Genomic DNA, 23902 nt, shown 5'->3' with positions numbered 1-23902 from the left:
GGTTCTCAAGGATGCGGAAGAGGAATGCCGTATCGCCCGGAGAGATAGGCCAGTATCGCATCCTTGCTGGCGATGAAGGCGCGCCCGGCATGGACCCCGGTCTGGTGCGGCGAGGTCCGCCCGTCCGCCAGTACGAGCAGCGGCAGAGACTGGTTTTCGGCACCGACGAGCTCGACCGCCGCCCGGCGTGGGCGGGGCCAGGCGATCCGATGCACGACGAGCTGCTGTGCGAGACCGGGAAAGGAGGCCAACACGCCTTCAAGCAGGGCACAGTGCCAGCAATAGAACAGCTTCCCCGGATAGGCAGGGTCGGAGAAGCCGGGTTCGAGCAGAAGGAGCGTGTCGCGTTCCATGGCCTCACGGCGGACCAAGACAGGCCGCTCTATCCCAGACGCCGACGGCGAACGAACCTCACCCCGCCACCTGCGACCACTGCCCGCCTTCGATCTTGGCGGCGGCGATCACGGCCTGGGTGCGGCTCTCGACGCCGAGCTTCTGCAGGATCGCCGAGACATGCGCCTTCACCGTCGCCTCGGAGACGCCGAGCTCATAGGCGATCTGCTTGTTGAGCAGCCCTTCGGACAGCATCATCAGCACCCGCACCTGCTGCGGGGTGAGGGTCGACAGGCGCGTCACCAGCGCCTTGACCTCCTTGTCAGCGGCGGTCGACAGATCGACCCCCGGCGGCGTCCAGGTCTGGCCCTCGAGCACCGCGGCGACCGCCTCGCGCATGGTGTCCACAGAGGTGGTCTTGGGGATGAAGCCGGAGGCGCCGAACTCCATGCAGTGGCGGATCACGCCGGCATCGTCATTGGCGGAGACCACCACCACCGGGATGCCGGGATATTGCGCGCGCAGATACATGAGGCCGGAAAAGCCGCGCACGCCGGGCATGGTGAGGTCGAGCAGCACGAGATCGACGTCGCTCTCGCGCTCCAGAAGCGCCTGCAGCTCGTCGAAGCCGCCGGCCTCGAACAGCTCGGCATTCGGGAACTGGCGCGCCACCGCTTCCTTCAGCGCCCCCCGGAACAGCGGGTGATCGTCCGCGATCACCAACCGGAAACTCGTCGTCGAGACCACTGCTGCCCGCCCTTATCCTTCCTGCTCCCGGCCGGATCATCAGTCGGCGGCAGGCCCGGCGCAAGCCGGAGTGACGTTTAGATGACCTTTAGACTAAGTTCCACAGAAGTTGAACGCCGATTGCACGGCTACCGTCCCGCCGGTATCGGGATGAGCGGCGCCCGCGCCGGCTCCGGAGCGCGAATCGCCCGCCTCAGTCGCCGGTGAAGGCGAGCACCACCTCGCGCCGGTGCGGACTGGCGCGGTGCTCGACGAGATAGATGCCCTGCCAGGTGCCGAGCGCCATGCGCCCGCCGATTACCGGCACGGCAAGCGAAATGCCGGTCAGCATCGCCTTCACATGCGCCGGCATGTCGTCCGGACCTTCCAGCGTGTGGACCCAGCCGGCATCCTCCGGGGCGAGGCGGTCGAGCGCCGTGACGAGGTCGGTGCGGACGTCGGGATCGGCGTTCTCCTGGATCGTCAGCGAGGCCGAGGTGTGGCGGCAGAACAGCGACACCTCGCCGTGCCCGGCGCCGGTCTCGGCCAGGAAGGCGGCGATCTCGCGGGTGAGGTCGGTGAAGCCGCGGCCTTTCGTCTCGACGGTGAGCACCGCAGCCACCCGCCGCGTCAGGCGGGTTTCGCGTGGTGCACTGCGGCGAATATCGGGCATGGCAGGGCAACCTTCCGTTGGGTCATGACTGGACGAAGCCGGCCGCCTGGGTTTGGATAGGACGGATCAGCCCCAGATGACAGCCCTCACACCGCCATCGCGGAGCGGAGCCCTGCCATGACCTCGACCACGCTTTCGACGGCCACCGCCGCGCGCGCCGCAGGCCTCACGCCGCTTACCATCGATCCGGAGCTGTTCGCCGCCGAGGCGGTGAGCGCCGACACCCGCGCCATCAATGCCGGCATCGTCAAGGCGCTCGGCGCCGTGCCGGACCGCTGGATCTTCCCGATGGCGATGCTGCGCAAGCTCAGGCTAGAGGGCAAGGGCCCCTTCCCGCTGGCGCCGGAAAGCCCCTATGCGGAGGTGATCGAGATCGAGGGCCCGCACGGACCGGTGCCGCTGCGCATCCTCACCCCGCCCGAGGCGCCGAAGGGCGTCTATCTGCATCTGCACGGCGGCGGCTGGTCGCTCGGCTCGGCGCGCGAGAATGACGGGCTGAACCACCGCTTCGTCGAGCGCACCGGCTTCGCGGTGGTGTCGGTGGACTACCGGCTGGCGCCGGAGAACCCCTATCCGCAGGCGCCGGATGACTGCGAGGCGGCCGCGCTCTGGCTGCTGCGGGAGGGGCCCACCCGCTTCGGCACAGACCGCTACGCCATCGGCGGCGAATCGGCGGGCGCCAATCTTTCGGTGGCGACGCTGCTCCGACTGCGCGACAAGCACGGGCTCACCCCGTTCCGCGCCGCCAACCTGAACGCCGGCTGCTACGATCTCGGCCTCACCCCAAGCGCACGGGGCTGGGGCGACGAGCCGCTGGTGCTCAACACGCGGGACATCAGGGTGTTCGTCGGCCACTACCTGCGCGAGAACGGCGATGTCGGCACGCCGGACGTGTCGCCGCTCTATGCCGAACTCGCCAATCTGCCGCCGGCGCTGTTCACCGTCGGCACCCGCGATGCGCTCGTCGACGACACGCTGTTCATGGCGCCGCGCTGGCTCGCCGCCGGCAACCCGACGGATATCGCCATCTATCCAGGCGGCTGCCACGTCTTCATCGGCTTCCCCGGCACGCTGGCCGACGCCGCGCTGGCGCGCATCTGCGATTTCATCGCCGCGAGCTGAGCTTCGCGGGTGCTCATTCGGAAGAAGACGTTCCGCTGAGCCCCGAAAGCAGGCCGGAGCTTAAAGCTTCTCGTCCTGCCGCTGGCCGGTGCCGCGTTCCTCGCGCAGCCGGTCGACCATGTCCATGAAGCGGCGGAAGGCCTGCTCGGCCATGCGCATCGCCTGGTCGAGGCGGCCGGCCTCGTCCTTGGGATCGGTCGGGGAGCCGGCGTCGGGCACCGACGGCGTCGCCTGCGGCACGCTGCCGTCGGGCGAGGTCGATTGCGGCGGGGTGGTCTGGGGCGGCGCCATGATGTCCGGCACACGCCCGCCCGAGCGCCCTTCGAGGGCGGCGATGCGGTCGTTCAGCCGGGCGATCTCCTGCTCATAGGCCGAGCGGTCGTCCGGCACCAGCCGGCAGGTCCAGCTCCCCGAGACGGAGGAGCAGAAGGAAAGCTGCCCGGTGCGCCCGTCGAGGCGCAGGAGGCCGCCCTCGACCGGCTGCATGGAGAAGCGTGGCACGTCGGTGGTGCCGGCACGCGGTACGGGAGCCGTCGGCGGAGTGCCGGGCGCCGGCTGGGCCGCTACCGGCGCGAGGCCGGCCAGTGCGAGCGCGAGGCCCGCGAGCAGCGCAGAGGCGAGCGGGAAACGGTTGCGCATCACGACCTCCATCGCGCGAGAGATAAGGCGGCGATCCCGGCCGAACCGCCGGCCGGCCTCAGAACTCCGACGTGAAGGGCGGCCGGCCGGAGGACAACGCCGCCTCCAGAAGATCGATCCGATCCTGCCCCCAGAAAACCTCGCCGTCGAGCACATAGGAGGGCGAGCCGAACACGTCGGCGGCGATCGCCCGCTCGCGGTTGCCGACATAGATATCGGCGATGCGCGCGCCGGTCGCCTCCACCAGGAGGTCGCCGGAAAGGCCGAGCTCGGCCAGCGCGCCGAGCAGCGCCTCGGGATCGGCCATGTTCTCCTGCCGCTGCCAGGCGCCGGCGAAGAGCCGCGCCGCCAGCGCCCCGGCATCGGCTCCGGCGAGCGTCGCCGCAATCACCGTCTTGTCCGCCAGCGCCACGTCGAAGGGCCAGTGGGCCGGCTTCAGGTGGAAGTCGATGCCGCGCGCCTCGCGCCAGCGCTTCAGCTCCACCGTGCGGTAGCGCTGCCGGGCCGGGTGGCGGCGGGCAAGCGGCAGGCCACCGGTCTCGGCGAACAGATCGCCGAGCAGCACCGGCAGATAATTGACCTTCAGCCCGTAGCGCCCGGCCAGCGCGCTGAACGGCGCATGGCCGAGAAAGGCCCAGGGGCTGTGGATCGAGAAGTAATAGTCGATGGTGCGGGACTGGTCGGGCATGGGATGGGCCATCGGCTCGGGCGCGACGCGCCGGGAGGGATGGCGCCCTTGTTACCGGAGCCGGCCGCCCGCTCCAAGTCCGATCGGCCCAGACGTCGAACAGAAACGGCGCCCGCGAGGGCGCCGTCTGGTCAGTTCGCTCAGGAGATGAAGATCGGCGCTCAGGCCGCGCTGCGCGCCGGGAACGCCGCCACCATCTGGCGCAGCTCGGCGATGGCCTCCTCGATGTCGGCCTTCTGCCGCTCGAGCAGGCTCACCTGCTCAACGCACTTCTCGCGAGTGAGGGCGAGGCCGCCGCTCGGCATCGGACCGCCCTCGCGAAGGGCAACCATGCTCTTGATCTCGGCGAGGGTGAAGCCGAGCTTCTTGCCCTTGAGGATGGTGCTGAGGCGCGAGCGCTCGACCGCGCTGTAGAGCCGGGTCAGGCCCTCGCGGCGGGGCTCCAGAAGGCCCTTGTCCTCGTAGAAGCGAAGCGCGCGCAGCGTGACGCCGAACTCGCGGGCGAGGTCGCCGATGGTGAAGAACTGCGTGTCACCCGCGCCGCGGGTGGGCGCGTCGGCAGCGCGGTCGGCCTCGAAGGTCGTGAAATCCATGTCGTCAACTCCGGCTAGGGGCAGGGCCGTCAGGGGACCTTGATAGCCAGTGTCGCTGACCAGTTGCCGCTAGGGGAGAAAGTCGCACCGGACGTTAGGGCAACTTACTGTTAAATGACGCTGCGTAATGCGTTCAAGTTATTGAAATATAATTATTTGTATCGGATTACCTCAGCCGTGGCGCCACCCCGACGCCGCCCCCGCTAAGTGCCTGCCCGCCGTCCAACGCGCTCGCCGCGGGTGCGGATCGAGCCCGACGCAGGGCGCTGGCGGCTCCGGCCATGGTTAACCGGCGGTAGTTCGTTAACGCGGCGTTTACCAAGAAAAGCAAAAGTCTGTTCATTCATTAGCCACTTCGCGTTGCGTCGGTGATTCTTTCCACAACCGACGCAGCGCCCACCGCAACGGAGACGAAGGTGAGGCAAGGCGCGCCATCCAATGCGGAACAGGTGGATGCCGAGGCGTGGACCGCGATGCGCGAAGCCGCACGCGAGGCCGGCGTCCCCCTCAATGAGTGGCTCAGGACGACATTGCTCGGCGCCGCCTATCGCGACTCGCCCCAGCCGCCAGCGGCCGCGGCGACGCCTGCACGGGCGGGCGGAACGAGCAGCAGCAGCGGCATGGTCGGCGACCTGCAGCGCAAGGTCCAGGACCTCGCCGGCGAGATCGACCGGCTGGCCAGCAGCGAGCCGCCGCCGCCGCATCGCGGCAGCCGCGCCGTCTCGGCGCGCGGCGACGACCTGATCACCGCGCTCGACGCGCTGAACGGGCGAATCGGCAAGCTGCTGCAGGACCCCGACAAGGGCACGGCGGCAGCCGCGACGCATCTCGACGACACCATCCGCCGGCTGAACGACCGGCTCGACGCGCTCACCGTCGAGAAGCGGGCCGAGCAGCGCCCGGCCGATACCTTCGACCGGCGCGTCAGCGACATCGCCCGCACCGTCGAGGCGTTGAACAAGAAGCTGGAGCGCGTCGCCGCCCCCGAGGCGGCGCGCACTCCCGCGCCCCAGCCGGCAGCGGCCAAGGCGCCCGAGCCGCGCCACAGCCCGATCGCGCCGCCGCCGCTCGACGCGGTGGTGGCGGAGATCGCCGCCCGCCAGCGCAGCCTCGATCTCGCGGCGGCCTCGGCGCGTCCGCAGCCCGGCCCGGCCGCCGCCCCGGAGGCGCGCGCCGCGGCGCCCTTCGTGTCGCCTCCCGCCATGGCATCCGCCAGCGTGGCGCCGCCGCCGCCGGCCGCGGAGCGGATCCGCGAGCCCTCGCTCGACTTTTCCGGGCTGGAGCGCCAGCTCAACATCATTTCCGACCAGATGCAGGAGCTGCGCCGCGCCGCCCCGATGGGCGAGACGGTCACCGCGCTGCGCCGCGATCTCGACGAGATGAAGCGTTCGCTCGGCGAGCTCGCCCCCCGCAGCGCCGTCACCGAACTGGAGCGCGCCATCAGCCTGCTCACCGAGCGCCTCTCGCAGGATGACGGCGTCAATGGCGAGATCGTGCGCGGCCTCGCCGAGCTGCGCGACACCATGCGCGAGCTCACCCCCCCGGAGAGCCCGGCGGTACTGGTCGACAAGGTCGAGACGCTGTCGCGCAAGCTGGACGTGGTCAGCGCCAAGACGGTCGACGGCGCCACCATCGCCCGCCTGCAGGCGCAGACCGGGGAAATCCGCGAACTGCTCGGCCGCGCGCTGTCGAACGACGCGGTCCGCATGCTGGCCGAACAGGTCGGGCTGCTGGTTGAGCGGATCAACCAGGTCGCCGATCCCGAACCGATGGTGCGCGAGGTCGTCGCGGCGCTGGAGAACCGGCTCGACGCGCTCGGCGACCGCCTCGTCGCGACGCTGCGCCAACCGGCCGATCCGGCGCCGGCGAACGACATCCTCCGCCGCCTCGGCGAGCTGCAGGTCGCCGTCACCGACGCCGCCGACGCCGCGCCGAAGGGCATGGAGGCGATGTTCGACGGCCTCGTCGAGCGCATCGCGCGGATAATGCCGCGCGGCGTCGGCGACGGTTCCATCGAGGCGCTCAGCCGGCAGGTCGCCGGCATCGCCGAGAAGATCGAGGCCACCGACAGCCGCTTCACCCAGCTCGCCGGCATCGAGCGGGCGCTCGGCGACCTGTTCGTGCAGATCGAGGAGACGCGCGCCAGCGCCATCAGCGCCGCCGAGGAGCGCGCCCGCGCCGCCGCCGCCGAATTCGCCGGCACCGGCGCGCCGGGCGAGGGCGTCGCCTCGATCACGCGCGGCCTCGCCGATCTCGAGGCGCGGCAGGACACCACCGAGCGTCGCACCTACGACACGCTGGAGGCGGTCAACGAGACGCTCGGGCGCATGGTCGAGCGCATCGCCTCGCTGGAGGCGCTGGGCCAGGCGCCGACGCCGGCCGAGGACGATGCCGCGCGCGCCTATCACGCGCCGTTCGAGCCCGCGCCGGGCTTCGAGCTGATCGACGAGCCGGAGGCGGAAGCGCCCGCCGCGCCGGCGATCTCCGCCGCCGACCGGCCGGTGCCGCAGGAGCCGGAGCTGCCGGACGACTTCCCGCTGGAGCCGGGCTCCGGCTCGCCGATGCGCGGAAGCCGCCTCGATTCGCCGCTCGCCGACGATGGCGCGCCCCCGATCGAGACGGAGGACGAGGCGCAGGTGCCGAGCCGCACCGCCTTCATCGCCGCCGCCCGCCGCGCCGCGCAGGGCACCGCCAAGCCGGAGACCAGCGAGGCCAGCGCCAAGGGCAAGGGCTCGCGCCTCAAGCGCCTGCTCTCGCCGCGCAGCCGGGTCACGCTGCTGGTCGGCGTGTGCGGCGCCGCGCTGGCGCTCGGCTCGTGGCAGATCGCCGGCTCGATGCGCGACGGCCAGCTCGCCCGCATGCTGGGCGGCACGGCCAAGCCGGCGGCCACGCCCGCGAGCGAGACCACCAAGGCGCCCGGCAATTCCTCGATCAGCCCGACGCCGTCGCCGAGCATGGCCGGCCCGGTGCCGAACGTGCCCTCCTCCGGCGTGGTCGGCGCCGAGCAGCCGCTGGCGCCCGGCATGAGCGCGAGCGGCGATCCGTCCGGCTCGGCCGCCGACATCACCGGCTCGATCGGCGCCCCCGCCGGCACTGCCGCGACACCGGCCCCCGCGCCGATTTCGGCGCCCGGTTCCTCGTCCTCCTCCTCGACCACGCCGCCGGCCGATCTGCCGGCGAGCGTCGGCGGCCCGGCCCTGCGCTCGGCGGCGGTGGCCGGCGATCCGGCGGCCGCCTACGAGGTCGGCGCGCGGCTCGCGGAAGGGCGCGGTCCCTCGCAGAGCCCGGCGCTCGCCGCCCGCTGGTTCGAGTTCGCGATGGCGAAGGGCTCGATCCCGGCCATGTACCGCCTCGCCGCGCTGCTCGAGAACGGCGCCGACGGGCTGCCGCGCAATGTCGAGCGCGCCCGCCAGCTCTATGAGAGGGCGGCGGAGGCCGGCAACATCCGCGCCATGCACAATCTCGCCGTGCTGCTCGCCGAGGGCGTCGACGGCCAGCCCGACTACCGGGCGGCTTCCGGCTGGTTCCGCAAGGCGGCCGAGCGCGGCCTGCGCGACAGCCAGTACAATCTCGGCGTGCTCTATGCCCGCGGGCTCGGCGTCTCGGCCGACCTCGCGGAAAGCTGGAAATGGTTCGCGCTGGCCGCCAGCCAGGGCGACGGCGACGCCGCGCGCAAGCGCGACGAGATCGCCGCGCGGCTCGACCAGAAGGCGCTGGTGGCGATCCGCTTCGCGGTGCAGACCTGGATGCCGGTGGTGAGCGACGACCGCGCCAATGTGGCGCTGGCCAATCCCGACTGGGACCGCCCCGACGCCCCCGCCGCCAAGAAGAAGGCCGGCGCCAAGACGTGAGGCGACGTCCCTTCGCGCAGCTTCGCAATGGCCGGGTATGACCCGGCCATTTGCATTTCGGGACGTTCGTCCCAAGGCGCGCGGACGGTGGGCTGAAACAGATGGTCTTTGGCCGAACCCTTCGCTGACAGACGATCGGATCGACGCCGAAAGCCGGCCCTACCAATCCGGCAGGCAGACGTGGTGCGGCAGGCGATAGGTGCGGGCGGCGCCGACGAGGTGCGCGTTGAACGCCCCGGCGAACAGGCCCGCCAGCGCGGGATCACGCACGTTCAGTCCGCCGGCATAGGCGCCGAGCGCCGGCAGCACGAGGCGCATGCCGTCGGTGGCGAAGCAGCGGCGGCGGATGCCGCGCCCGCGCCGCACGATGCGGGCGACAGGATGGAAATGGCCGGCGATCTCACCATGAGCTTGCCGGCCGGCACCGCATTCCCCGCCGCGCGGGGCCGGCTCGTGCCGCAGCACCAGCGGGCCGACCGTGACTTCGTGCATGTGCATACCGCCGAGCTCCGGCACCGGGTCGGGGTCATGGTTGCCGGCGACCCAGACGATCTCCCGCCCGCGCCCGAGATCGGACAGCGCCGCGCGCTCCTCGCTCCCCAGCCGGGTGCCGGCGCCGCGGTCGTGCAGACTGTCGCCCAGCGCAACCACGGTGCGCGGACGCCAGCGCGCGACGAGGCGGGCGAGCAGCGCGAGCGTCGTCCGGCTGTCATAGGGCGGCAGCGGCACGCCGCGCGCGGCGAAGGCGGAGCCCTTCTCCAGATGCAGGTCGGCGACGATCAGCATGCGCTCGGCGGGCCAGAACAGGGCGCCGGCGGCGTCGAGCAGGAGGCGCGCGCCGGCGAGGCCGATCTCGTCGGCGTCAATGTACTGTCCGGCCTCCGTCGCTTCCACCTGACCCCATGGCCTCCCTGACCAGCTCCGCCTCGGCCTCGGCGAGCAGCGCCTCCGCCGCCTCGCCGGCCACCGCCTCGCGGCCGATCTCCAGCATCGCCGGCACCGCCAGCGGCGAGACGCCGTCGAGGGCGACATGGTCGATTCGCCCGCGGATGCGCATCAGCATGTCGGAGAGCCGGCGAATGTCCAAGAGGCCGGTCGCCGCATCCGCCCGCGCGGCGCGCAGCAGCACGTGATCCGGCTCGTGCGAGCGCAGCACGTCATAGACGAGATCGCTCGACATCGTCACCTGGCGGGAATTCTTCTCCTTGCCGGGGAAGCGGCGCTCGATCAGCCCGGCGATGACGGCGCATTGCCGGAAGGTGCGCTTCATCAGGGCGGATTCGGCGAGCCACGCCTCCAGGTCGTCGCCCAGCATGTCCGAATCGAACAGCGCGTCGAGCGAGAGCCGGCCCTGGCGGATCGCCAGCGACAGGTCGGAAATGCCATAGACCGCAATCGCATAGTCGTTGGCGACGAAGCCGAGCGGACGCAGGCGGGCGCGCTCCAGCCGGCGGGTGAGCAGCATGCCGAGCGTCTGGTGGGCGAGCCGCCCCTCGAAGGGATAGGCGACCATGTAGTAGCGCCCGCCGCGCGGGAAGGTCTCGACCAGCAGGTCCTCCCGGCCGGGCAGGCGCGAGCGGCGGCGCTGCATGGCGAGCCAGTCCTCGACCTGCCCGGGCAGGCTCTTCCAGCGCTCCGGCGAGGCCAGCATGGCGCGCACGCCGGCAGCGAGGAAGGTCGAGAGCGGGAACTTGCCGCCGGCATAGGACGGCACCTTCGGGTCGTTCGAGGCGGTGCGCGAGACATAGACCTCGTCCTCGACGATGGCCTGATATTCCAGCACCTCGCCGGCGAAGACGAAGGTGTCGCCGGGGCTCATGGTCTCGACGAAATATTCCTCCACCTCGCCCAGCATCCGGCCGCCGAAGCGCGGGCGCCCGCCTTTGCCCGCCTTCACGAGGCGGACCTTCAGCATGGTGGCCTCGACGATGGTGCCGACGTTCAGCCGATATTGCTGCGCGACGAAGGGGTTGGTGACCCGCCAGCGGCCGTCCTTCATGCGGCGGATGTGGGCGAAGCGCTCATAGGCGCGCAGCGCGTAGCCGCCGGTGGCGACGAAATCGACCACATCGTCGAAATCGGCGCGCGGGAGCTGCGCATAGGGCTCGGCGGTGATGACCTCGCGATAGAGATCGTCGGCCGCGAACGGCGCGGCGCAGGCCATGCCGAGCACGTGCTGGGCCAGCACGTCGAGCGCGCCGGAGCGCTCCACTTTCGAATCCTGCGCCCCCGCCTCGACCGCCTCCAGCGCGGCACGGCATTCCAGCACCTCGAAGCGGTTCGCCGGCACCAGCACCGCCCGCGAGGGCTCGTCGAGCCGGTGATTGGCGCGGCCGATACGCTGCATCAGGCGCGAGGAACCCTTCGGTGCGCCGACATTGATGACGAGGTCGACCGCCCCCCAGTCGATGCCGAGGTCGAGCGAGGAGGTGCAGACCACGCCCTTCAGCCGCCCTTCCGCCATCGCCGCCTCGACCCGCCGGCGCTGGCCGACGTCGAGCGAGCCGTGGTGCAGCGCGATGGGGAGGTTGTCGTCGTTGATCTTCCACAGCTCCTGGAACAGCAGCTCGGCCTGCATGCGGGTGTTGACGAAGACCAGCGTCGTCGTGTTCTCGCCGATCATCCGGTAGATGTCGCCGAGCGCATGGCGCGCCGTGTGCCCGGCCCAGGGCAGGCGCTCGGCGCTGTCGAGCATGGAGAGATCGGGCGCCGCGCCGGGATCGGCGATCACCACATCGCCCAGCGCCTCCTCGGTACCGTCCTGCGGCACCAGCCAGCGGCGCAGCGTGTCCGGGTCCGCCACCGTCGCGGAGAGGCCGACCGTCTGGACCTCCGGCGCGATGCGGCGCAGGCGGGAGAGGCCGAGCGAGAGAAGATCACCGCGCTTCGAGCCGGCCAGCGCGTGCAGCTCGTCGAGCACGATGCGCCTCAGACCCTTGAATAGATGCTCGGCATCGGCGGAGGCCAGCAGCAGCGCGATCTGCTCCGGCGTGGTGAGCAATATGTCCGGCGGGTCGCGGCGCTGGCGCTGGCGGCGCGAGGCCGGCGTGTCGCCGGTGCGGGTTTCGATGCGCACCGGCAGGTTCATCTCGGCGGCGGGACGCTCCAGATTGCGCGCGACGTCGACGGCCAGCGCCTTCAGCGGCGAGATGTAGAGCGTGTGCAGGGAGCGCCGCTCGTTGCGGGTGCGCGACAGCTCGACCAGCGTCGGCAGGAAGCCGGCCAGCGTCTTGCCGGCGCCGGTCGGAGCGATGAGCAATGTCGAGCGTCCCGCCCGCGCCCGTTCCAGCAGTTCGAGCTGATGCCGGCGCGGCGCCCAGCCGCGCGCGGCGAACCAGTCGCGGAAGCGCGGCGGCAGGTCGTGCGCAAGTGGATCGTCGGTTAGGAGTGCGTTGCTGGACACCCGCGAGAAGCTAATGCGTCGCGCGCGAATTGCGAGGGTCGTGGCCGGAGAGAGCCGTCATCCCGGACGCCGCCCCCGCGGCGATCCGGGATCGGCCAGTAATGTCGGCGCGCGATCCCGGCTCTGCGCGCCCATGGCGCTTCGGCCGGGATGACGCTCAGCTCTTCTCCGCCACCACGATGAGGCCGGGCACCGGCGCGTTCTTTTCCATGCGGGTCGATTGCGCCTCGCACAGGCGAAGCGCGAGGCCGGCTTCGGCCAGTGCCTCCCGCACATAGGCTTCGCCATGAGCGTAGCGGAGCGTGTCGCGCAGGATCACGCCCTCGCCGCCATGGGTCTCGACGGTGAAGGCGACGAGCCCGCCGGCGCGCAGCACGCGGTGGCTTTCAGTGAGGATCGGATCCAGCGCGTCGAGATAGCAGAAAGCATCCCCCGCAACGACGAGATCGGCCACGCCGCCCTCCCGCGCCCGGAGGAAATCCACCATGTCGCCGGCCTCCAGCGCCGCATAGACGCCGCGCGCCTGCGCCAGCGCCACCATGTTGGGCGAGAGGTCCACCCCCTCCAGCCGCTCGACTTGAGATGCGAGCGCCACGCCGACGAGGCCGGTGCCGCAGCCGAGATCGAGGCCAGCCTCGAAGTGGAACGGGCGGCCTTGCGCCGCGCAGACCGCCTCCAGCGCGCCGGCGACCAGCTCCGGGCCGCGATAGCCGAGCCGGGCGAGCGCATCGTCGAAGCGCGCGGCATATTGGTCGAACAGGGTACGCACATAGCCGGCGCCGAGTCCCGCCCTGCCCCCGATGCCGGTCTGCTGGCCGAGCCGGGCAAGCCGCGCGCCGGCGCCGAGGCGATCCTCTCCATCGAGCGCCAGCGCCCGCTCATAGGCGGCGGCGGCGCCAGCCCGATCGTCCATCGCCTCACGCGCTTCGCCGAGCAGGAACCAGCCGGAAAGGAATTGCGGCGCGCGCTTCACCGCCTCGGCGAGCAGTTCGACGGCATCGGCGGCGTTGCCCTCGTCCAGCAGTGCCCGCGCCCATTCGAGCCGGCGGTCGATGGCCGGGTCGCCGGAGGACAGATGCAAAGGGCCCGTGCTCATTCTTGGTCCGCGACCCTCTTCCCGTCTCGCGCATTATCGCGCAGGCCCTATATCTCGTGTCACATGCGCCCGGAAGAGCTGCTTCATTCCACCCCTCAGGGGCTCTATTCGCCGGTGGGCGACTTTCATGTCGACCCGACCCGGCCGGTCAAGCGCGCCATCGTCACCCACGGGCATTCGGACCACGCGCGCGCCGGCCACGGCGCGGTGCTGGCGACGCGCGAGACGCTCGACATCATGGCGATCCGCTATGGCGACGACTTCGCGGGTTCGACGCAGGCGCTCCCCTATGGCGAGCGGATCGAGGTGAACGGCGTCGGCGTGACGCTGCATCCGGCCGGCCATATCCTCGGCTCGGCGCAGGTGGCGCTGGACTATAAGGGCTGCCGCATCGTCGTCTCGGGCGACTATAAGCCCGGCACTGACCCGACCTGCGCGCCGTTCGAGCCGGTCGCCTGCGACGTCTTCATCTCGGAAGCGACCTTCGGCCTGCCGGTGTTCCGCCATCCCGATCCGGCGGAAGAGACGCGCAAGCTCCTCGATTCGCTCGCGCTGTTCCCGGAGCGGGCGCATCTCGTCGGCGCCTATGCGCTCGGCAAGGCGCAGCGGGTGATCGCGCTCGCCCGCGCCGGCGGCCACGAGCGGCCGATCTATGTGCATGGCGCGATGGAGCGGCTCACCGCCTATTACGCGGCACAGGGCATCGCGCTCGGCGAGGTGCGGCTCGCCCGCGAGGCCAAGCCCGCCGATCTCGCCGGCGCTATCATCGTCTGCCCGCCGAGCGCGATGACCGACCTCTGGGCGCGCAAATTCCCCGACCCGGTCACCGCCTTTGCCTCGGGCTGGATGCGCATCCGCGCGCGGGCCCGCCAGCATGGCGTCGAGCTGCCGCTGATCATCTCCGACCATGCCGACTGGGACGACCTTCAGGACGCCGTGCTGGCGACCGGATGCTCCGAGCTCTGGGTCACACACGGCCAGGAGGACGCGCTGGTGCACTGGGCGCTGCTCGCGGGTCTGCGCGCCCGACCGCTGCACATGGTCGGCTATGGCGAGGAGGAGGCGGAGACAGGCGCAGACGTAGCAGTCGAGCCTTCGGCTCCGGAGCGGCTCGTATGAACCGCTTCGCCGCTTTGCTCGACCGCCTCGCCTATGAGCCGCGCCGCAACGGCAAGATCCGGCTGATCGCCGACTATTTCCGCCATGAGCCGGACCCCGAGCGCGGCTGGGCGCTCGCCGCCATGACCGGAGCGCTGACCTTCCGCCACGCCAAGGCCGGGTTGATCCGCGAGCTGATCGCTGAGCGCACCGATCCCGTGCTGTTCGCGCTCTCCTACGATTATGTCGGCGACCTCTCGGAGACGGTCGCGCTGATGTGGCCAGCGCCGCATGGGCGCAACGACATGGCTGCGCCGCCCCTCTCGGTCATCGTCGACGCCTTTTCGACCATGGGGCGCAGCGAATTGCCGGCGGTGCTGGCCTCGCTGCTCGACCGGCTGGACGAAACCGGGCGCTGGGCGCTCTTGAAGCTGATCACCGGCTCGCTGCGCATTGGCGTCTCGGCGCGGCTCGCCAAGACGGCGGTGGCATCGCTCGGCACACTCACCCCCGACGAGGTGGAACTGGTGTGGCCGGGCCTCGCGCCCCCCTATGAGGAGCTGTTCGCCTGGGCGGAGGGGCGCGGTGAGCGCCCGCAGACCGACGATCCGGCGCCGTTCCGCCCGGTGATGCTGGCGCACGCCATCGAGGACGCCGATTTCGCCGCGCTCGACCCGGCCGATTTCCGCGCCGAATGGAAATGGGACGGCATCCGCGTGCAGGCGGTGCGCGCGGCCGGCGCTGACGGGCGGCACGTCACGCGGCTCTACAGCCGCACCGGCGAGGACATCTCGCCCGCCTTCCCCGACCTCGCCGAGGCGCTCGGCTTCGACGGCGCGCTGGACGGCGAGTTGCTGATCCTGCGCGAGGGGCGGGTGCAGTCCTTCAACGTCCTGCAGCAGCGGCTGAACCGCAAGGCGGTGTCGCCGAAGCTGATCGCCGAGTTCCCCGCGCATATCCGCGCCTACGATCTGCTGATCGAGGCCGGCGAGGATCTGCGCGACCTGCCCTTCACCACGCGGCGCGCGCGGCTGGAGGCGCTGGCCGCCGCGCATCCGGGCATGCGCTTCGACCTGTCGCCGCTGGTGCCTTTCGCAAGCTGGGAGGAGCTGGCGGCCGCGCGCGCCGACCCGGCCTCGCATGGCGCGGGCGCCGATGCCGAGGCGGTAGAAGGGGTGATGCTGAAGCGCGCCGACAGCCCCTATCTACCGGGCCGGCCGAAGGGACCGTGGTGGAAGTGGAAGCGCGACCCGCACACGGTCGACGCCGTGCTGATGTATGCCCAGCGCGGGCACGGCAAGCGCTCCTCCTTCTATTCCGACTACACCTTCGGCGTCTGGGCGCCGGACGGCGAGCTGGTGCCGGTCGGCAAGGCCTATTTCGGCTTCACCGACGCCGAGCTCGCCGAGATCGACCGCTTCGTGCGGCGCAACACCGTCAACCGCTTCGGCCCGGTGCGGGAGGTGACGCACACGCCGGAGGAAGGCCTCGTGATGGAGGTCGCCTTCGAGGGGCTGGCGCGCTCGACCCGGCACCGCTCCGGCCTCGCCATGCGCTTTCCGCGCATCGCCCGGCTGCGCTGGGACAAGCCGCCGGGCGAGGCCGACCGGTTGGAGACGCTGGAACGCATGCTGGGTGCGCCGGAAGACGCCTCCCGGCCGGCGGCGCGGCGTGCTAGATGAGGCCCCCGACGCCACTGGAGTGCATGCCGTCATGTCCGACAATCAGCTCACCCGCTTCATGGGCGGCTCGCCCGCCTGGGTGCTCATCCGGCTGGTCATCCTGTCGGTGGTGGTCGGGGTGATCCTGAGCGCGCTCGGCCTCGATCCGCTGAACATCCTGCAGAGCCTGGAACGGCTGGTGCGCAACCTGTTCAGCTTCTCCTTCGAGGCGATCGAGCGGCTGTGGCGCTATTTCCTGCTCGGCGCGGTGATCGTGATCCCGCTGTGGCTCATCCTGCGTTTCGCCCGCGGCAACCGATAGACCCATGAGCATCGCTGCCGCCGGCGGGCGCATCGGCGTCACGCATGGCCGCTTCCTCGCCATCGCGCTGCCGGCGACGCTGGCGCAGATGACGACGCCGCTGCTCGGCCTCGTCGCCACCGGCGCGGTGGGGCGGCTGGGCGACGCGGTGCTGCTCGGGGCGGTGGCGGTCGGCGCGCTGCTGTTCGATTTCGCCTTCTGGGTGTTCGGCTCGTTGCGCATGGGCACGGCGGGGCTGACCGCGCAGGCGCTGGGGCGCGACGACCGCATCGAGATCCGCGCCGTGCTGTTCCGCGCGCTGGCCATCGCGGCGGCGATCGGGCTCGGCCTCATCGCCGTGCATGTGCCGGTCGCGCGCTTCGCCTTTGCTGCCATGGCCGCGAGCCCGGGGGTGAGCGAGGCCGCCTCGCTCTATTTCTCGATCCGCATTCTCTCCGCCCCCTTCGCCATCGGCAATTTCGCCGTGCTGGGTTGGCTGGTCGGCATCGCCCGCACCGATCTCGGGCTCGGGCTGCAGGTGCTGATCGCGGCGGTGAACGCCGTGCTGACGCTGGCCCTGGTGCTGCATTGGGACCTCGGCATCGCCGGCGCGGCGCTCGCCAATCTCGCGGCGGAGGCGGCCGGCACGCTGGCCGGGCTCGCCATCGCGGCGCGGCTGCTGGGGCGGGAGTGGCGCGTGCCGTGGCGCACCGTCCTCGACCGCGCCAAGATCGTCGAGACGGTGGCGGTCAACAGCGACATCATGATCCGCACCGGCCTGTTGATGGGCGTGCTGCTGTTCTTCACCGCGCAGGGCGCGCGCGCCGACGATGTCACGCTCGCCGCCAATGCCGTGCTCTACAACGTGGTGATGGTGACCGCCTTCTTCCTCGACGGCTTCTCGACCGCCGCCGAGCAGATCTGCGGCCAGAGCGTCGGCGCGCGGGACCGGACCGGCTTCCGCCGCGCGGTCCGCATGGTGCTGGCCTGGGGTTTCGGTTTCGCCCTGCCCTCGACGCTGCTCCTGCTGGCGGGAGGCGGCGCGCTGGTCGACGTGCTCACCGCCAACCCGGCGGTGCGGGAGGTGGCGCGGCATTTCCTGCCGCTCGCCGCGCTGACGCCGCTGCTCGGGGTCGCGGCCTTCTCCTATGACGGCATCTATGCCGGCTCGACCTGGTCGCGCGACATGCGCAACCTGATGATCCCGGCGGTCGCCACCTTCTTCATCGTCTGGTGGCTGACGCTGCCGCTCGGCAATCTCGGCCTGTGGTGCGCCTATCTCGCCTTCATGGCCGGGCGCGGCCTGTTCCTGGCGCTGCGCATGCCGGCGCTGATGCGCCAGACCTTCGGCTAGGCCGGGAACGGCTCGGCGGCAAGGCGCGCGGCGGCGCGGCCGATGAGCGAGGCGAGCGTGGTGCTTTCCCGCTCCAGCCGCGCGAGAAGACCCGCCTTGATGCGCGGCACGAGGCCGAGCCCCTCATAGACCAGTGCGGAATAGAGCTGCACCAGCGTCGCGCCGGCCTCGATCTTGGCAATCGCGGTCTCCGCGCTGTCGATGCCGCCGACGCCGACGAGCGGGAAGGCACCTTCCACCCGCAGGAAGGTCTCGGCGAGCATGCGGGTCGAGAGCGCGAAGAGCGGTCGGCCGGACAGGCCGCCGGATTCAGTGCGGTGCGGCGAGCGCAGGGTCGCCGGCCGGCCGATTGTGGTGTTGGAGACGATCATGCCGTCGATCTGCCGCCTCCGGGCAACGCCGACCACCGCATCGAGATGCGCGAGGGCAAGATCGGGAGCGATCTTCAGGAGCACCGGCACGCCGGGCGCCGCCCTGTCGCGCGCGTCGAGCACGCGGGCCAGCAGATCGTCGAGCGCCCGCTCCTCCTGCAGGTCGCGCAGGCCGGGCGTGTTGGGGGAGGAGACGTTCGCGGTGAAGTAGCTGGCGAGGCCGGCGAATGCTTTGACGCCGGCCACATAGTCGGCGGCGCGGTCGGTCGAATCCTTGTTCGCCCCGACATTCACCCCGACGATGCCCGGCCGGCCCTTTCGGGCGGCGAGACGCGCGCGGGCCGGGCCATGGCCGCCGCTGTTGAAGCCGTAGCGGTTGATCACCGCGCGATCTTCCGCGAGGCGGAAATTGCGCGGGCGCGGATTGCCGGGCTGCGGGCGCGGAGTGATGGTGCCGACCTCCGCGAAGCCGAAGTCGGCGCCGAGGATGGCGTCGGGCACCTCGGCCTCCTTGTCGAAGCCGGCGGCGAGGCCAACCGGATTCGGAAAGGTGAGCCCGAACGCCGCGACCGCGAGGCGCGCATCTTCCGCCGGAGCCGGCCGAGGCGGCAGGCAGGCCAGCGCGCGTATGCTAAGGCGGTGCGCGGTCTCGGGATCGAGCAGCCGCGCGAAGGGAAGCGCGAGGTCGAGCAGCGCGCTCATGACGGCTCCGGGGATGACGTCTCCGCGAAGGGCAGTTCGGGAAAGACATGGACGCCGTCCGGCCCGAGCGGCAGCGGGCGGATGCAGACGACGCTGTCGAGCGGCAGATCGGAATAAAGGTGCGGGAACAGATCGCCGCCGCGCGAGACTTCCCAGCGCAGGGCGACCGGATCGAGCTTCACCGTGTCGATGGCGATCAGCAGGAGATCGTCCTGCCCGCGAAAATGCCGGCGCGCCGTCTCCTTCACCTGCGCGGCGGTGGAGAAATGGATGTAGCCATCGGCGACATCGACCGGCGCGCCGGTGAAACGCCCTTCGGCTTCCGCCGCCCGCCAGAGCGCGAGCGGGCAAATCTTGTAGACGACGGCCGGATGCGGATGCGTGCTCATGCGCGGAGCACTAGAGCATTTCCCGATCAGATGGAATCATCTGATCGAAGAGGAAATGCTCCAGCATATTGAATTCGAGAGCACTTTCTTGTCGTTCGGATTTTTCCATCCGAACGGAAAGGGCTCTAAAGGGGCGCCTTCCTCCGGCGCAAGATACTGGCGCATAAGGGGCTGGACAGCACAAGATTTAGGTTATAATTCCTATTATCAGATAAAATTCTGATTCACACCATCCCAATCGCCATGCTGACGCACACGCAGATCTGGAAGGCGATCGATCAACTGGCCGAGCGCCACGGCCTCAGCCCGTCCGGGCTCGCCAAGCGCGCGGGGCTCGACGCCACTACCTTCAACCGCTCCAAGCGCGTGACGTCGGACGGGCGGGCGCGCTGGCCCTCGACCGAGAGCGTCGCGAAGATCCTGGCGGCGACCGGCGCCAATCTCGACGATTTCATGCATCTGGTCGAAGGCACGCGGCCGAGCGGCCATATCCCGCTCATCGGCCTCGCCCAGGCCGGCGGGGGCGGCTATTTCGACGATGCCGGCTTCCCGGTCGGCGGCTCCTGGGAGGAGATCGACTTCCCCAATGTTGCCGACGGGCATGCCTATGCGCTGGAGATATCCGGGGATTCGATGCTGCCGCTCTATCGCGACGGCGACGTGGTGGTGGTCTCGCCCGCCGCGCCGATCCGCCGCGGCGACCGCGTCATCGTGAAGACCCGCGAGGGCGAGGTGCTGGCCAAGGAGCTGAAGCGGCGCACCGCCAAGACGGTCGAGCTGCGCTCGCTCAACCCCGATCATCCCGACCGCTCGCTGCAGCAGACGGAGATCGCCTTTATCGCCCGCATCCTGTGGGCGAGCCAATGAAAAAGGCGGCCCGGACGGGCCGCCCTTCCCTCTCCTCTTCTGTTTTCGGGATCAGCAGCGGACGATGACCGTGCGGCCATAGGCGTCGCGCGCGTAGCATTCGCGCGGCGAAGTCGCCGCGCCGATCACCGCGCCGGTGCCCGCGCCCACGGCGGCGCCTACGGCGGCACCGCTGCCGCCCCCGGCGATGCCGCCAATGACGGCACCGGTGCCGCCGCCGATCAGCGCTCCGGCGCCCGCCCGGCGCTCGGTGGTGGTGCATGCCGCAAGGCTGAGGGCCACTGCCGAAATGGCGACGATCTTGAGCATCGGTCTCTCCTCCGTTGGGCGACGCGGAGGAACCTCCGGCCGTGCCGGCACAACGTCCGAGGCCTGCGCCGGTTCCGTCCGGTCAGCGAGCCCGTCCGTCGCACTTCCTACGGAATAAAATGCGTATTATGATATATATAACATCAATTTGATGTTGATAAAAACCGGAGAACTCCGATGGCTATCCGTCTTGGCGATGTCGTGCCCGATTTCGAGGCCCAGACGACCGAAGGCCCGATCAAGTTCCATGAATGGCTCGGCTCTTCTTGGGGCGTGCTGTTCTCCCACCCGAAGAACTTCACTCCGGTCTGCACCACCGAGCTCGGCCAGGTCGCCCGGCTCAAGCCGGAATTCGACCGGCGCAACGTCAAGGTCATCGGCCTCTCGGTCGACCCGCTCGACGCGCACGCGAAATGGTCGGCCGACATCGCGGAGACGCAGGGCTACGCACCGAACTTCCCGCTGATCGCCGACCAGGACCGCACCGTCTCCGACCTCTACGACATGGTGCACCCGAACGCCTCCGACACCATGACGGTGCGTTCGGTGTTCATCGTCGGGCCGGACAAGAAGCTGAAGCTATCGCTCACCTACCCGGCCAGCACCGGGCGCAACTTCGACGAAATCCTGCGGGTGATCGACTCGCTGCAGCTCACCGCCAAGCATTCCGTCGCCACCCCGGCGAACTGGACGCAGGGCGAGGACGTGATCATCGTCCCCTCGGTCAGCGACGAGGCGGCGAAGGAGAAGTTCCCGGAGGGCTGGACGACGCTGAAGCCCTATCTGCGCGTCGTCCCGCAGCCGGGCGTGACGAAGTAACGGACCGAAAAAAGGGGCGCCCGGCCGGCTCAGGCGAGCCGGGTGCCCGCTTCCAGCGCGTTACCGCGCAGGAACTCGGCCGCCGCCATCGCCTTGGCACCGGCCCGCTGAACCTCGATCAGACGAACCGCGCCGGTGCCGCAGGCGATGGTCAGCGCATCGTCCAGCACCTCGCCCGGCGCGCCGGCGCCTTCGGCACGGGTGGTGCGCAGCACCTTCACGCGCACGCCGTCGAGCTCGAACCAGGCGCCGGGGAAAGGCGAAAGCCCGCGTATGCGGTCGTGCACCTCGGCGGCCGGCAGGCTCCAGTCGATGCGAGTCTCCGTCTTGTCGATCTTGGCGGCGTAGACGACGCCCTCCGCCGGCTGCGGCGTGAAGACGAGGCCGCCGCGCTCCAGCGCCGAAAGCGCCCGCCCCATCAGATCGGCGCCGATCACCATCAGCCGGTCGTGCAGCTCGCCGGCGGTCATGTCCGGCCCGATCGCCACGCGCTCGACGAGACCGACGGGGCCGGTGTCGAGCCCCTGCTCCATCTGCATCACCGCGACGCCGCTCTCGGCATCGCCGGCCATGACGGCGCGCTGGATCGGCGCCGCGCCACGCCAGCGCGGCAGCAGCGAGGCATGGAGATTGAGGCAACCGAGCCGCGGCGCGGCAAGGATCACCGGCGGCAGGATCAGGCCATAGGCGACGACCACGGCGACATCCGCCTCGTGGCCGGCGAAGAGGGCGGCCGCCTCCTCGCTGCGCAGCGTCTTCGGGTGGTGCACGGCAAGGCCGAAGCGCTCAGCCGCGCGATGCACGGGCGAGGGCACCAGATCGAGGCCGCGCCGCCCGCCCGGCGCCGGTGCGCGCGTATAGACGGCCACGACCTCGTGGCCGCGCCCGACGATCTCGGCCAGCGTCGGCACCGCGAAATCCGGCGTGCCCATGAAGACGATGCGCATAGGGCCTCTCGGCGGCTGGGCGTCCCGGCGGCGGCGTCAGGCCTTGCCGTCGCGCTCCTTCTCGCGCAGCGCCTTGGTGAACTTCTTCACCACGCGGTCGCGCTTGAGCTTGGAGATGTGGTCGATGAAGAGCACGCCGTTGAGATGGTCGATCTCGTGCTGCACGCAGGTGGCGAGCAGGCCGTCGGCATCGATCTCCTGCGGCTCGCCGTTGAGATCGAGATAGCGCACGCGCACCCGCGCCGGCCGTTCCACATCCTCGTAATATTCGGGGATGGAGAGGCAGCCCTCCTGATAGACGGAGATTTCCTCGGAGGCCGAGACGATCTCCGGGTTGATCAGCGCGAGCGGGTGCTTCTCCTCGCCCTCGCGGGCGGTATCGATGGTCACCACGCGCTCGGGCACGCCGATCTGGATCGCGGCGAGGCCGATGCCGGGGGCGTCGTACATGGTCTCGAACATGTCCTCGACCAGCGCGCGCGTCTTCGCGTCGATCCGGCCGACCGGATCGGAAACGAGGCGCAGACGCGAATCGGGGATAATGACGAGCGGGCGCGTGGACATGCCTGCGAGATAAGCGAGCCCCGCGCGCGGGTCAACGTCGCCAATATCGCGATGTTCACTTTTCGTTCGTCTCGATGTCTGAATCAGGCTAAGAGTTCCGGCATGGAGCACGCCGTCTTCATTCTCGGGGGTCAGCCCGTCACCGTCCTGCACCTCGCCGTCGCCGGCGCCGGGCTGGTGATCCTGCTGCTCGTGGTGCTGCTGTCGGCGGTCTCGCGCGGCGCCCGCGAGCGGGCCGCGGAGGCGGAGGAACAGGCCCGCCGCGCCCGCGACCTCGAAGAACGGCTGGTGCATCTGGCACGCGTGCAGTCGGAGACGACGGGCCGCGTGCAGTCCATGGCCGAGGTGCTGGCGCAGCGGCAGGGCGAGCTCGCCCGGGCGGTCGCCGAGCGGCTCGACGCCTCGACGCACCGCATGGGCGAGAGCCTCGCCCGCGCCAGCGAGGCGACGCACGAGAACCTCGCCAAGCTGAATGAGCGCCTCGCGCTGGTCGATCAGGCGCGCGCCAGCCTCGGCGAGCTGTCGGGGCAGGTGCTGAGCCTGCGCGAGACGCTCGCCAACAAGCAGGCGCGGGGCGCCTTCGGCGAGGGCCGGCTGCAGGCGATCATCGCCGACGGATTGCCGCGCGACAGCTTCGCCTTCCAGCACACGCTGGAGAACGGGCGGCGCGCGGACTGCGCGATCTTCCTGCCCGGCGACCACCGGCCGCTGCTGGTCGATTCCAAGTTTCCACTGGAGGCCGTCACCGCCTTCCGCGAGTCGGCGAGTGCCGAGGCGCGCAAGCAGGCCGAAGCGCGGCTTAAGCAGGATGTCGGCAAGCACATAGGCGACATCGCCGAGCGCTATCTGGTGGCCGGCCGGACGCAGGACGTGGCGCTGATGTTCGTGCCCTCCGAGTCGGTCTATGCGGAGCTGCACGAGCATTTCGACGACGTCATCCAGCGCGCCTTCCGCGCCCGCGTGATCCTGGTCTCGCCTTCATTGCTGATGCTGGCGATCCAGGTTGTGCAGGCGATCGTCAAGGATGCGCGCATGCGCGAGCAGGCCGACCTGATCCGCGCCGAATGCGGCGCGCTGGTCGCCGATGTCGTGCGGCTGCGCGAGCGCGTCGGCAATCTGCAGAAGCATTTCGCGCAGGTGGGCGACGATGTCGCACAGGCGCTGATATCGGCCGACAAGATCGCCCGGCGCGGTGCCCGCATCGACGCGCTCGAGTTCGACGGAACGCCACCGGCGGGCCCCGCCGAAAGCGAGGCCGCGCCGCGCTTTCCGTTCGGACTGGAGCGGGGCGCCGCGGAATAGCGCCGCTGCCCATCGCAGATGGTGCCGCGGTGCCCGATATCCGCTTTCCGATCAGACGATCCGGAATTTCGATCATTGCAATCGATCGCGGAAA

The 23902-nt window shown here is 70.5% G+C and carries 23 protein-coding genes; 9 read left to right on the top strand and 14 right to left on the bottom strand.

Annotated features, from left to right (window positions below; all coding sequences use genetic code 11):
- Positions 1 to 5 precede the first annotated feature (5 nt).
- The 3 genes from U742_RS0105120 to U742_RS0105110 form a co-directional block, all read right to left on the bottom strand.
- Positions 6 to 353, bottom strand: coding sequence for a DUF3088 domain-containing protein (locus U742_RS0105120; RefSeq protein ID WP_029350705.1), 348 nt, complete (start codon positions 351 to 353; stop codon positions 6 to 8).
- Positions 354 to 411: 58 nt separating this feature from the next.
- Positions 412 to 1080 carry a response regulator transcription factor gene (locus U742_RS0105115; RefSeq protein WP_029350703.1) on the bottom strand — a complete coding sequence of 223 codons (669 nt, stop codon included), beginning with the start codon at positions 1078 to 1080 and terminating at the stop codon, positions 412 to 414.
- Positions 1081 to 1273: 193 nt separating this feature from the next.
- On the bottom strand, positions 1274 to 1732 hold the full coding sequence (locus tag U742_RS0105110) for a secondary thiamine-phosphate synthase enzyme YjbQ (RefSeq protein ID WP_029350702.1): 459 nt from the start codon (positions 1730 to 1732) through the stop codon (positions 1274 to 1276).
- A gap of 117 nt (positions 1733 to 1849) precedes the next feature.
- Between U742_RS0105110 and U742_RS0105105 the strand changes: the two genes are divergently transcribed.
- Positions 1850 to 2854 carry an alpha/beta hydrolase gene (locus U742_RS0105105; protein ID WP_029350700.1) on the top strand — a complete coding sequence of 335 codons (1005 nt, stop codon included), beginning with the start codon at positions 1850 to 1852 and terminating at the stop codon, positions 2852 to 2854.
- 60 nt (positions 2855 to 2914) lie between these two features.
- On the opposite strand, the gene U742_RS0105100 is transcribed toward U742_RS0105105, so the two are convergent.
- The 3 genes from U742_RS0105100 to U742_RS0105090 form a co-directional block, all read right to left on the bottom strand.
- On the bottom strand, positions 2915 to 3493 hold the full coding sequence (locus tag U742_RS0105100) for a hypothetical protein (RefSeq protein ID WP_038360709.1): 579 nt from the start codon (positions 3491 to 3493) through the stop codon (positions 2915 to 2917).
- Between the two features lie 58 nt (positions 3494 to 3551).
- Positions 3552 to 4181: a 2-hydroxychromene-2-carboxylate isomerase gene (locus U742_RS0105095; protein WP_038360434.1), complete on the bottom strand. Its 630-nt coding sequence runs from the start codon at positions 4179 to 4181 to the stop codon at positions 3552 to 3554.
- A gap of 161 nt (positions 4182 to 4342) precedes the next feature.
- Positions 4343 to 4774 carry a MerR family transcriptional regulator gene (locus U742_RS0105090; RefSeq protein ID WP_029350694.1) on the bottom strand — a complete coding sequence of 144 codons (432 nt, stop codon included), beginning with the start codon at positions 4772 to 4774 and terminating at the stop codon, positions 4343 to 4345.
- Positions 4775 to 5190: 416 nt separating this feature from the next.
- Between U742_RS0105090 and U742_RS0105085 the strand changes: the two genes are divergently transcribed.
- Complete coding sequence (locus U742_RS0105085) at positions 5191 to 8625, top strand: tetratricopeptide repeat protein (protein WP_197028174.1); 3435 nt, start codon at positions 5191 to 5193, stop codon at positions 8623 to 8625.
- A 159-nt stretch (positions 8626 to 8784) separates the two neighbouring features.
- On the opposite strand, the gene pdeM is transcribed toward U742_RS0105085, so the two are convergent.
- From pdeM to U742_RS0105070, 3 genes are all read right to left on the bottom strand, one after another.
- On the bottom strand, positions 8785 to 9519 hold the full coding sequence (gene pdeM / locus U742_RS0105080; protein ID WP_038360432.1) for a ligase-associated DNA damage response endonuclease PdeM: 735 nt from the start codon (positions 9517 to 9519) through the stop codon (positions 8785 to 8787).
- Positions 9488 to 12028: a ligase-associated DNA damage response DEXH box helicase gene (locus tag U742_RS0105075; protein WP_051660869.1), complete on the bottom strand. Its 2541-nt coding sequence runs from the start codon at positions 12026 to 12028 to the stop codon at positions 9488 to 9490. The genes pdeM and U742_RS0105075 overlap by 32 nt, the downstream gene beginning before the upstream one ends.
- 157 nt (positions 12029 to 12185) lie before the next feature.
- A complete protein-coding gene (locus U742_RS0105070) occupies positions 12186 to 13124 on the bottom strand; it encodes a class I SAM-dependent DNA methyltransferase (RefSeq protein ID WP_029350685.1) in 939 nt (312 codons plus the stop codon).
- A gap of 63 nt (positions 13125 to 13187) precedes the next feature.
- On the opposite strand from U742_RS0105070, the gene U742_RS0105065 reads away from it, so the two are divergent.
- From U742_RS0105065 to U742_RS0105050, 4 genes are read left to right on the top strand one after another with little or no spacing between them, the layout of a single operon-like run.
- Entirely contained in the window at positions 13188 to 14243 is a 1056-nt protein-coding gene (locus U742_RS0105065; RefSeq protein ID WP_029350683.1) for a ligase-associated DNA damage response exonuclease, read from the top strand.
- Entirely contained in the window at positions 14240 to 15904 is a 1665-nt protein-coding gene (locus U742_RS0105060) for a cisplatin damage response ATP-dependent DNA ligase (protein ID WP_029350681.1), read from the top strand. The genes U742_RS0105065 and U742_RS0105060 overlap by 4 nt, the downstream gene beginning before the upstream one ends.
- Before the next feature lie 31 nt (positions 15905 to 15935).
- Positions 15936 to 16205 (top strand): DUF6460 domain-containing protein, encoded by a 270-nt coding sequence (locus U742_RS0105055; protein ID WP_029350679.1) that lies wholly within the window; start codon positions 15936 to 15938, stop codon positions 16203 to 16205.
- 4 nt (positions 16206 to 16209) lie between these two features.
- Positions 16210 to 17538 carry an MATE family efflux transporter gene (locus U742_RS0105050; protein ID WP_029350677.1) on the top strand — a complete coding sequence of 443 codons (1329 nt, stop codon included), beginning with the start codon at positions 16210 to 16212 and terminating at the stop codon, positions 17536 to 17538.
- On the opposite strand, the gene U742_RS0105045 is transcribed toward U742_RS0105050, so the two are convergent.
- Positions 17535 to 18611, bottom strand: coding sequence for a quinone-dependent dihydroorotate dehydrogenase (locus U742_RS0105045; protein ID WP_029350675.1), 1077 nt, complete (start codon positions 18609 to 18611; stop codon positions 17535 to 17537). The genes U742_RS0105050 and U742_RS0105045 overlap by 4 nt on opposite strands.
- The gene (locus U742_RS0105040; protein ID WP_029350672.1) at positions 18608 to 19000 is read right to left on the bottom strand and encodes a DUF952 domain-containing protein; all 393 of its coding nucleotides are present in this window, start codon (positions 18998 to 19000) and stop codon (positions 18608 to 18610) included. Before U742_RS0105040 ends, U742_RS0105045 begins: the two co-directional genes overlap by 4 nt.
- Positions 19001 to 19243: 243 nt before the next feature.
- On the opposite strand from U742_RS0105040, the gene U742_RS0105035 reads away from it, so the two are divergent.
- Positions 19244 to 19867, top strand: coding sequence for a S24 family peptidase (locus tag U742_RS0105035; RefSeq protein WP_029350671.1), 624 nt, complete (start codon positions 19244 to 19246; stop codon positions 19865 to 19867).
- A 51-nt stretch (positions 19868 to 19918) separates the two neighbouring features.
- On the opposite strand, the gene U742_RS0105030 is transcribed toward U742_RS0105035, so the two are convergent.
- Positions 19919 to 20176, bottom strand: coding sequence for a glycine zipper domain-containing protein (locus tag U742_RS0105030; RefSeq protein ID WP_029350669.1), 258 nt, complete (start codon positions 20174 to 20176; stop codon positions 19919 to 19921).
- 177 nt (positions 20177 to 20353) lie between these two features.
- Here U742_RS0105030 and U742_RS0105020 point away from each other — a divergent pair, with 177 nt between their 5' ends.
- Positions 20354 to 20995: a peroxiredoxin gene (locus U742_RS0105020; RefSeq protein WP_029350667.1), complete on the top strand. Its 642-nt coding sequence runs from the start codon at positions 20354 to 20356 to the stop codon at positions 20993 to 20995.
- 29 nt (positions 20996 to 21024) lie between these two features.
- Here the strand turns inward: U742_RS0105020 and fmt are convergent, their stop codons facing one another.
- Positions 21025 to 21942 (bottom strand): methionyl-tRNA formyltransferase, encoded by a 918-nt coding sequence (gene fmt / locus U742_RS0105015; RefSeq protein ID WP_029350665.1) that lies wholly within the window; start codon positions 21940 to 21942, stop codon positions 21025 to 21027.
- A 36-nt stretch (positions 21943 to 21978) separates the two neighbouring features.
- A complete protein-coding gene (gene def, locus U742_RS0105010; protein ID WP_029350663.1) occupies positions 21979 to 22506 on the bottom strand; it encodes a peptide deformylase in 528 nt (175 codons plus the stop codon).
- Positions 22507 to 22608: 102 nt separating this feature from the next.
- On the opposite strand from def, the gene rmuC reads away from it, so the two are divergent.
- On the top strand, positions 22609 to 23808 hold the full coding sequence (rmuC, locus tag U742_RS0105005; protein ID WP_029350661.1) for a DNA recombination protein RmuC: 1200 nt from the start codon (positions 22609 to 22611) through the stop codon (positions 23806 to 23808).
- The last annotated feature ends 94 nt before the right edge of the window (positions 23809 to 23902 follow it).

Source organism: Allobosea sp. 117, from assembly GCF_000702305.1.
Lineage (GTDB): Bacteria > Pseudomonadota > Alphaproteobacteria > Rhizobiales > Xanthobacteraceae > Ancylobacter.
The sequence above is the reverse complement of the archived record's forward strand: the minus strand, read 5'-3'. Positions and strand labels throughout refer to the sequence as shown.

Excerpts from the sequence above, each read along its gene's own strand:
- U742_RS0105120 (WP_029350705.1), bottom strand. The coding sequence starts at position 353 with ATGGAACGCGACACGCTCCTTCTGCTCGAACCCGGCTTCTCCGACCCT.
- U742_RS0105110 (WP_029350702.1), bottom strand. The coding sequence starts at position 1,732 with ATGCCCGATATTCGCCGCAGTGCACCACGCGAAACCCGCCTGACGCGG.
- U742_RS0105105 (WP_029350700.1), top strand. The coding sequence starts at position 1,850 with ATGACCTCGACCACGCTTTCGACGGCCACCGCCGCGCGCGCCGCAGGC.
- U742_RS0105100 (WP_038360709.1), bottom strand. The coding sequence starts at position 3,493 with ATGCGCAACCGTTTCCCGCTCGCCTCTGCGCTGCTCGCGGGCCTCGCG.
- U742_RS0105095 (WP_038360434.1), bottom strand. The coding sequence starts at position 4,181 with ATGCCCGACCAGTCCCGCACCATCGACTATTACTTCTCGATCCACAGC.
- U742_RS0105090 (WP_029350694.1), bottom strand. The coding sequence starts at position 4,774 with ATGGATTTCACGACCTTCGAGGCCGACCGCGCTGCCGACGCGCCCACC.
- U742_RS0105070 (WP_029350685.1), bottom strand. The coding sequence starts at position 13,124 with ATGAGCACGGGCCCTTTGCATCTGTCCTCCGGCGACCCGGCCATCGAC.
- U742_RS0105065 (WP_029350683.1), top strand. The coding sequence starts at position 13,188 with ATGCGCCCGGAAGAGCTGCTTCATTCCACCCCTCAGGGGCTCTATTCG.
- U742_RS0105060 (WP_029350681.1), top strand. The coding sequence starts at position 14,240 with ATGAACCGCTTCGCCGCTTTGCTCGACCGCCTCGCCTATGAGCCGCGC.
- U742_RS0105055 (WP_029350679.1), top strand. The coding sequence starts at position 15,936 with ATGTCCGACAATCAGCTCACCCGCTTCATGGGCGGCTCGCCCGCCTGG.
- U742_RS0105050 (WP_029350677.1), top strand. The coding sequence starts at position 16,210 with ATGAGCATCGCTGCCGCCGGCGGGCGCATCGGCGTCACGCATGGCCGC.
- U742_RS0105045 (WP_029350675.1), bottom strand. The coding sequence starts at position 18,611 with ATGAGCGCGCTGCTCGACCTCGCGCTTCCCTTCGCGCGGCTGCTCGAT.
- U742_RS0105040 (WP_029350672.1), bottom strand. The coding sequence starts at position 19,000 with ATGAGCACGCATCCGCATCCGGCCGTCGTCTACAAGATTTGCCCGCTC.
- U742_RS0105035 (WP_029350671.1), top strand. The coding sequence starts at position 19,244 with ATGCTGACGCACACGCAGATCTGGAAGGCGATCGATCAACTGGCCGAG.
- U742_RS0105030 (WP_029350669.1), bottom strand. The coding sequence starts at position 20,176 with ATGCTCAAGATCGTCGCCATTTCGGCAGTGGCCCTCAGCCTTGCGGCA.
- U742_RS0105020 (WP_029350667.1), top strand. The coding sequence starts at position 20,354 with ATGGCTATCCGTCTTGGCGATGTCGTGCCCGATTTCGAGGCCCAGACG.
- fmt (WP_029350665.1), bottom strand. The coding sequence starts at position 21,942 with ATGCGCATCGTCTTCATGGGCACGCCGGATTTCGCGGTGCCGACGCTG.
- def (WP_029350663.1), bottom strand. The coding sequence starts at position 22,506 with ATGTCCACGCGCCCGCTCGTCATTATCCCCGATTCGCGTCTGCGCCTC.
- rmuC (WP_029350661.1), top strand. The coding sequence starts at position 22,609 with ATGGAGCACGCCGTCTTCATTCTCGGGGGTCAGCCCGTCACCGTCCTG.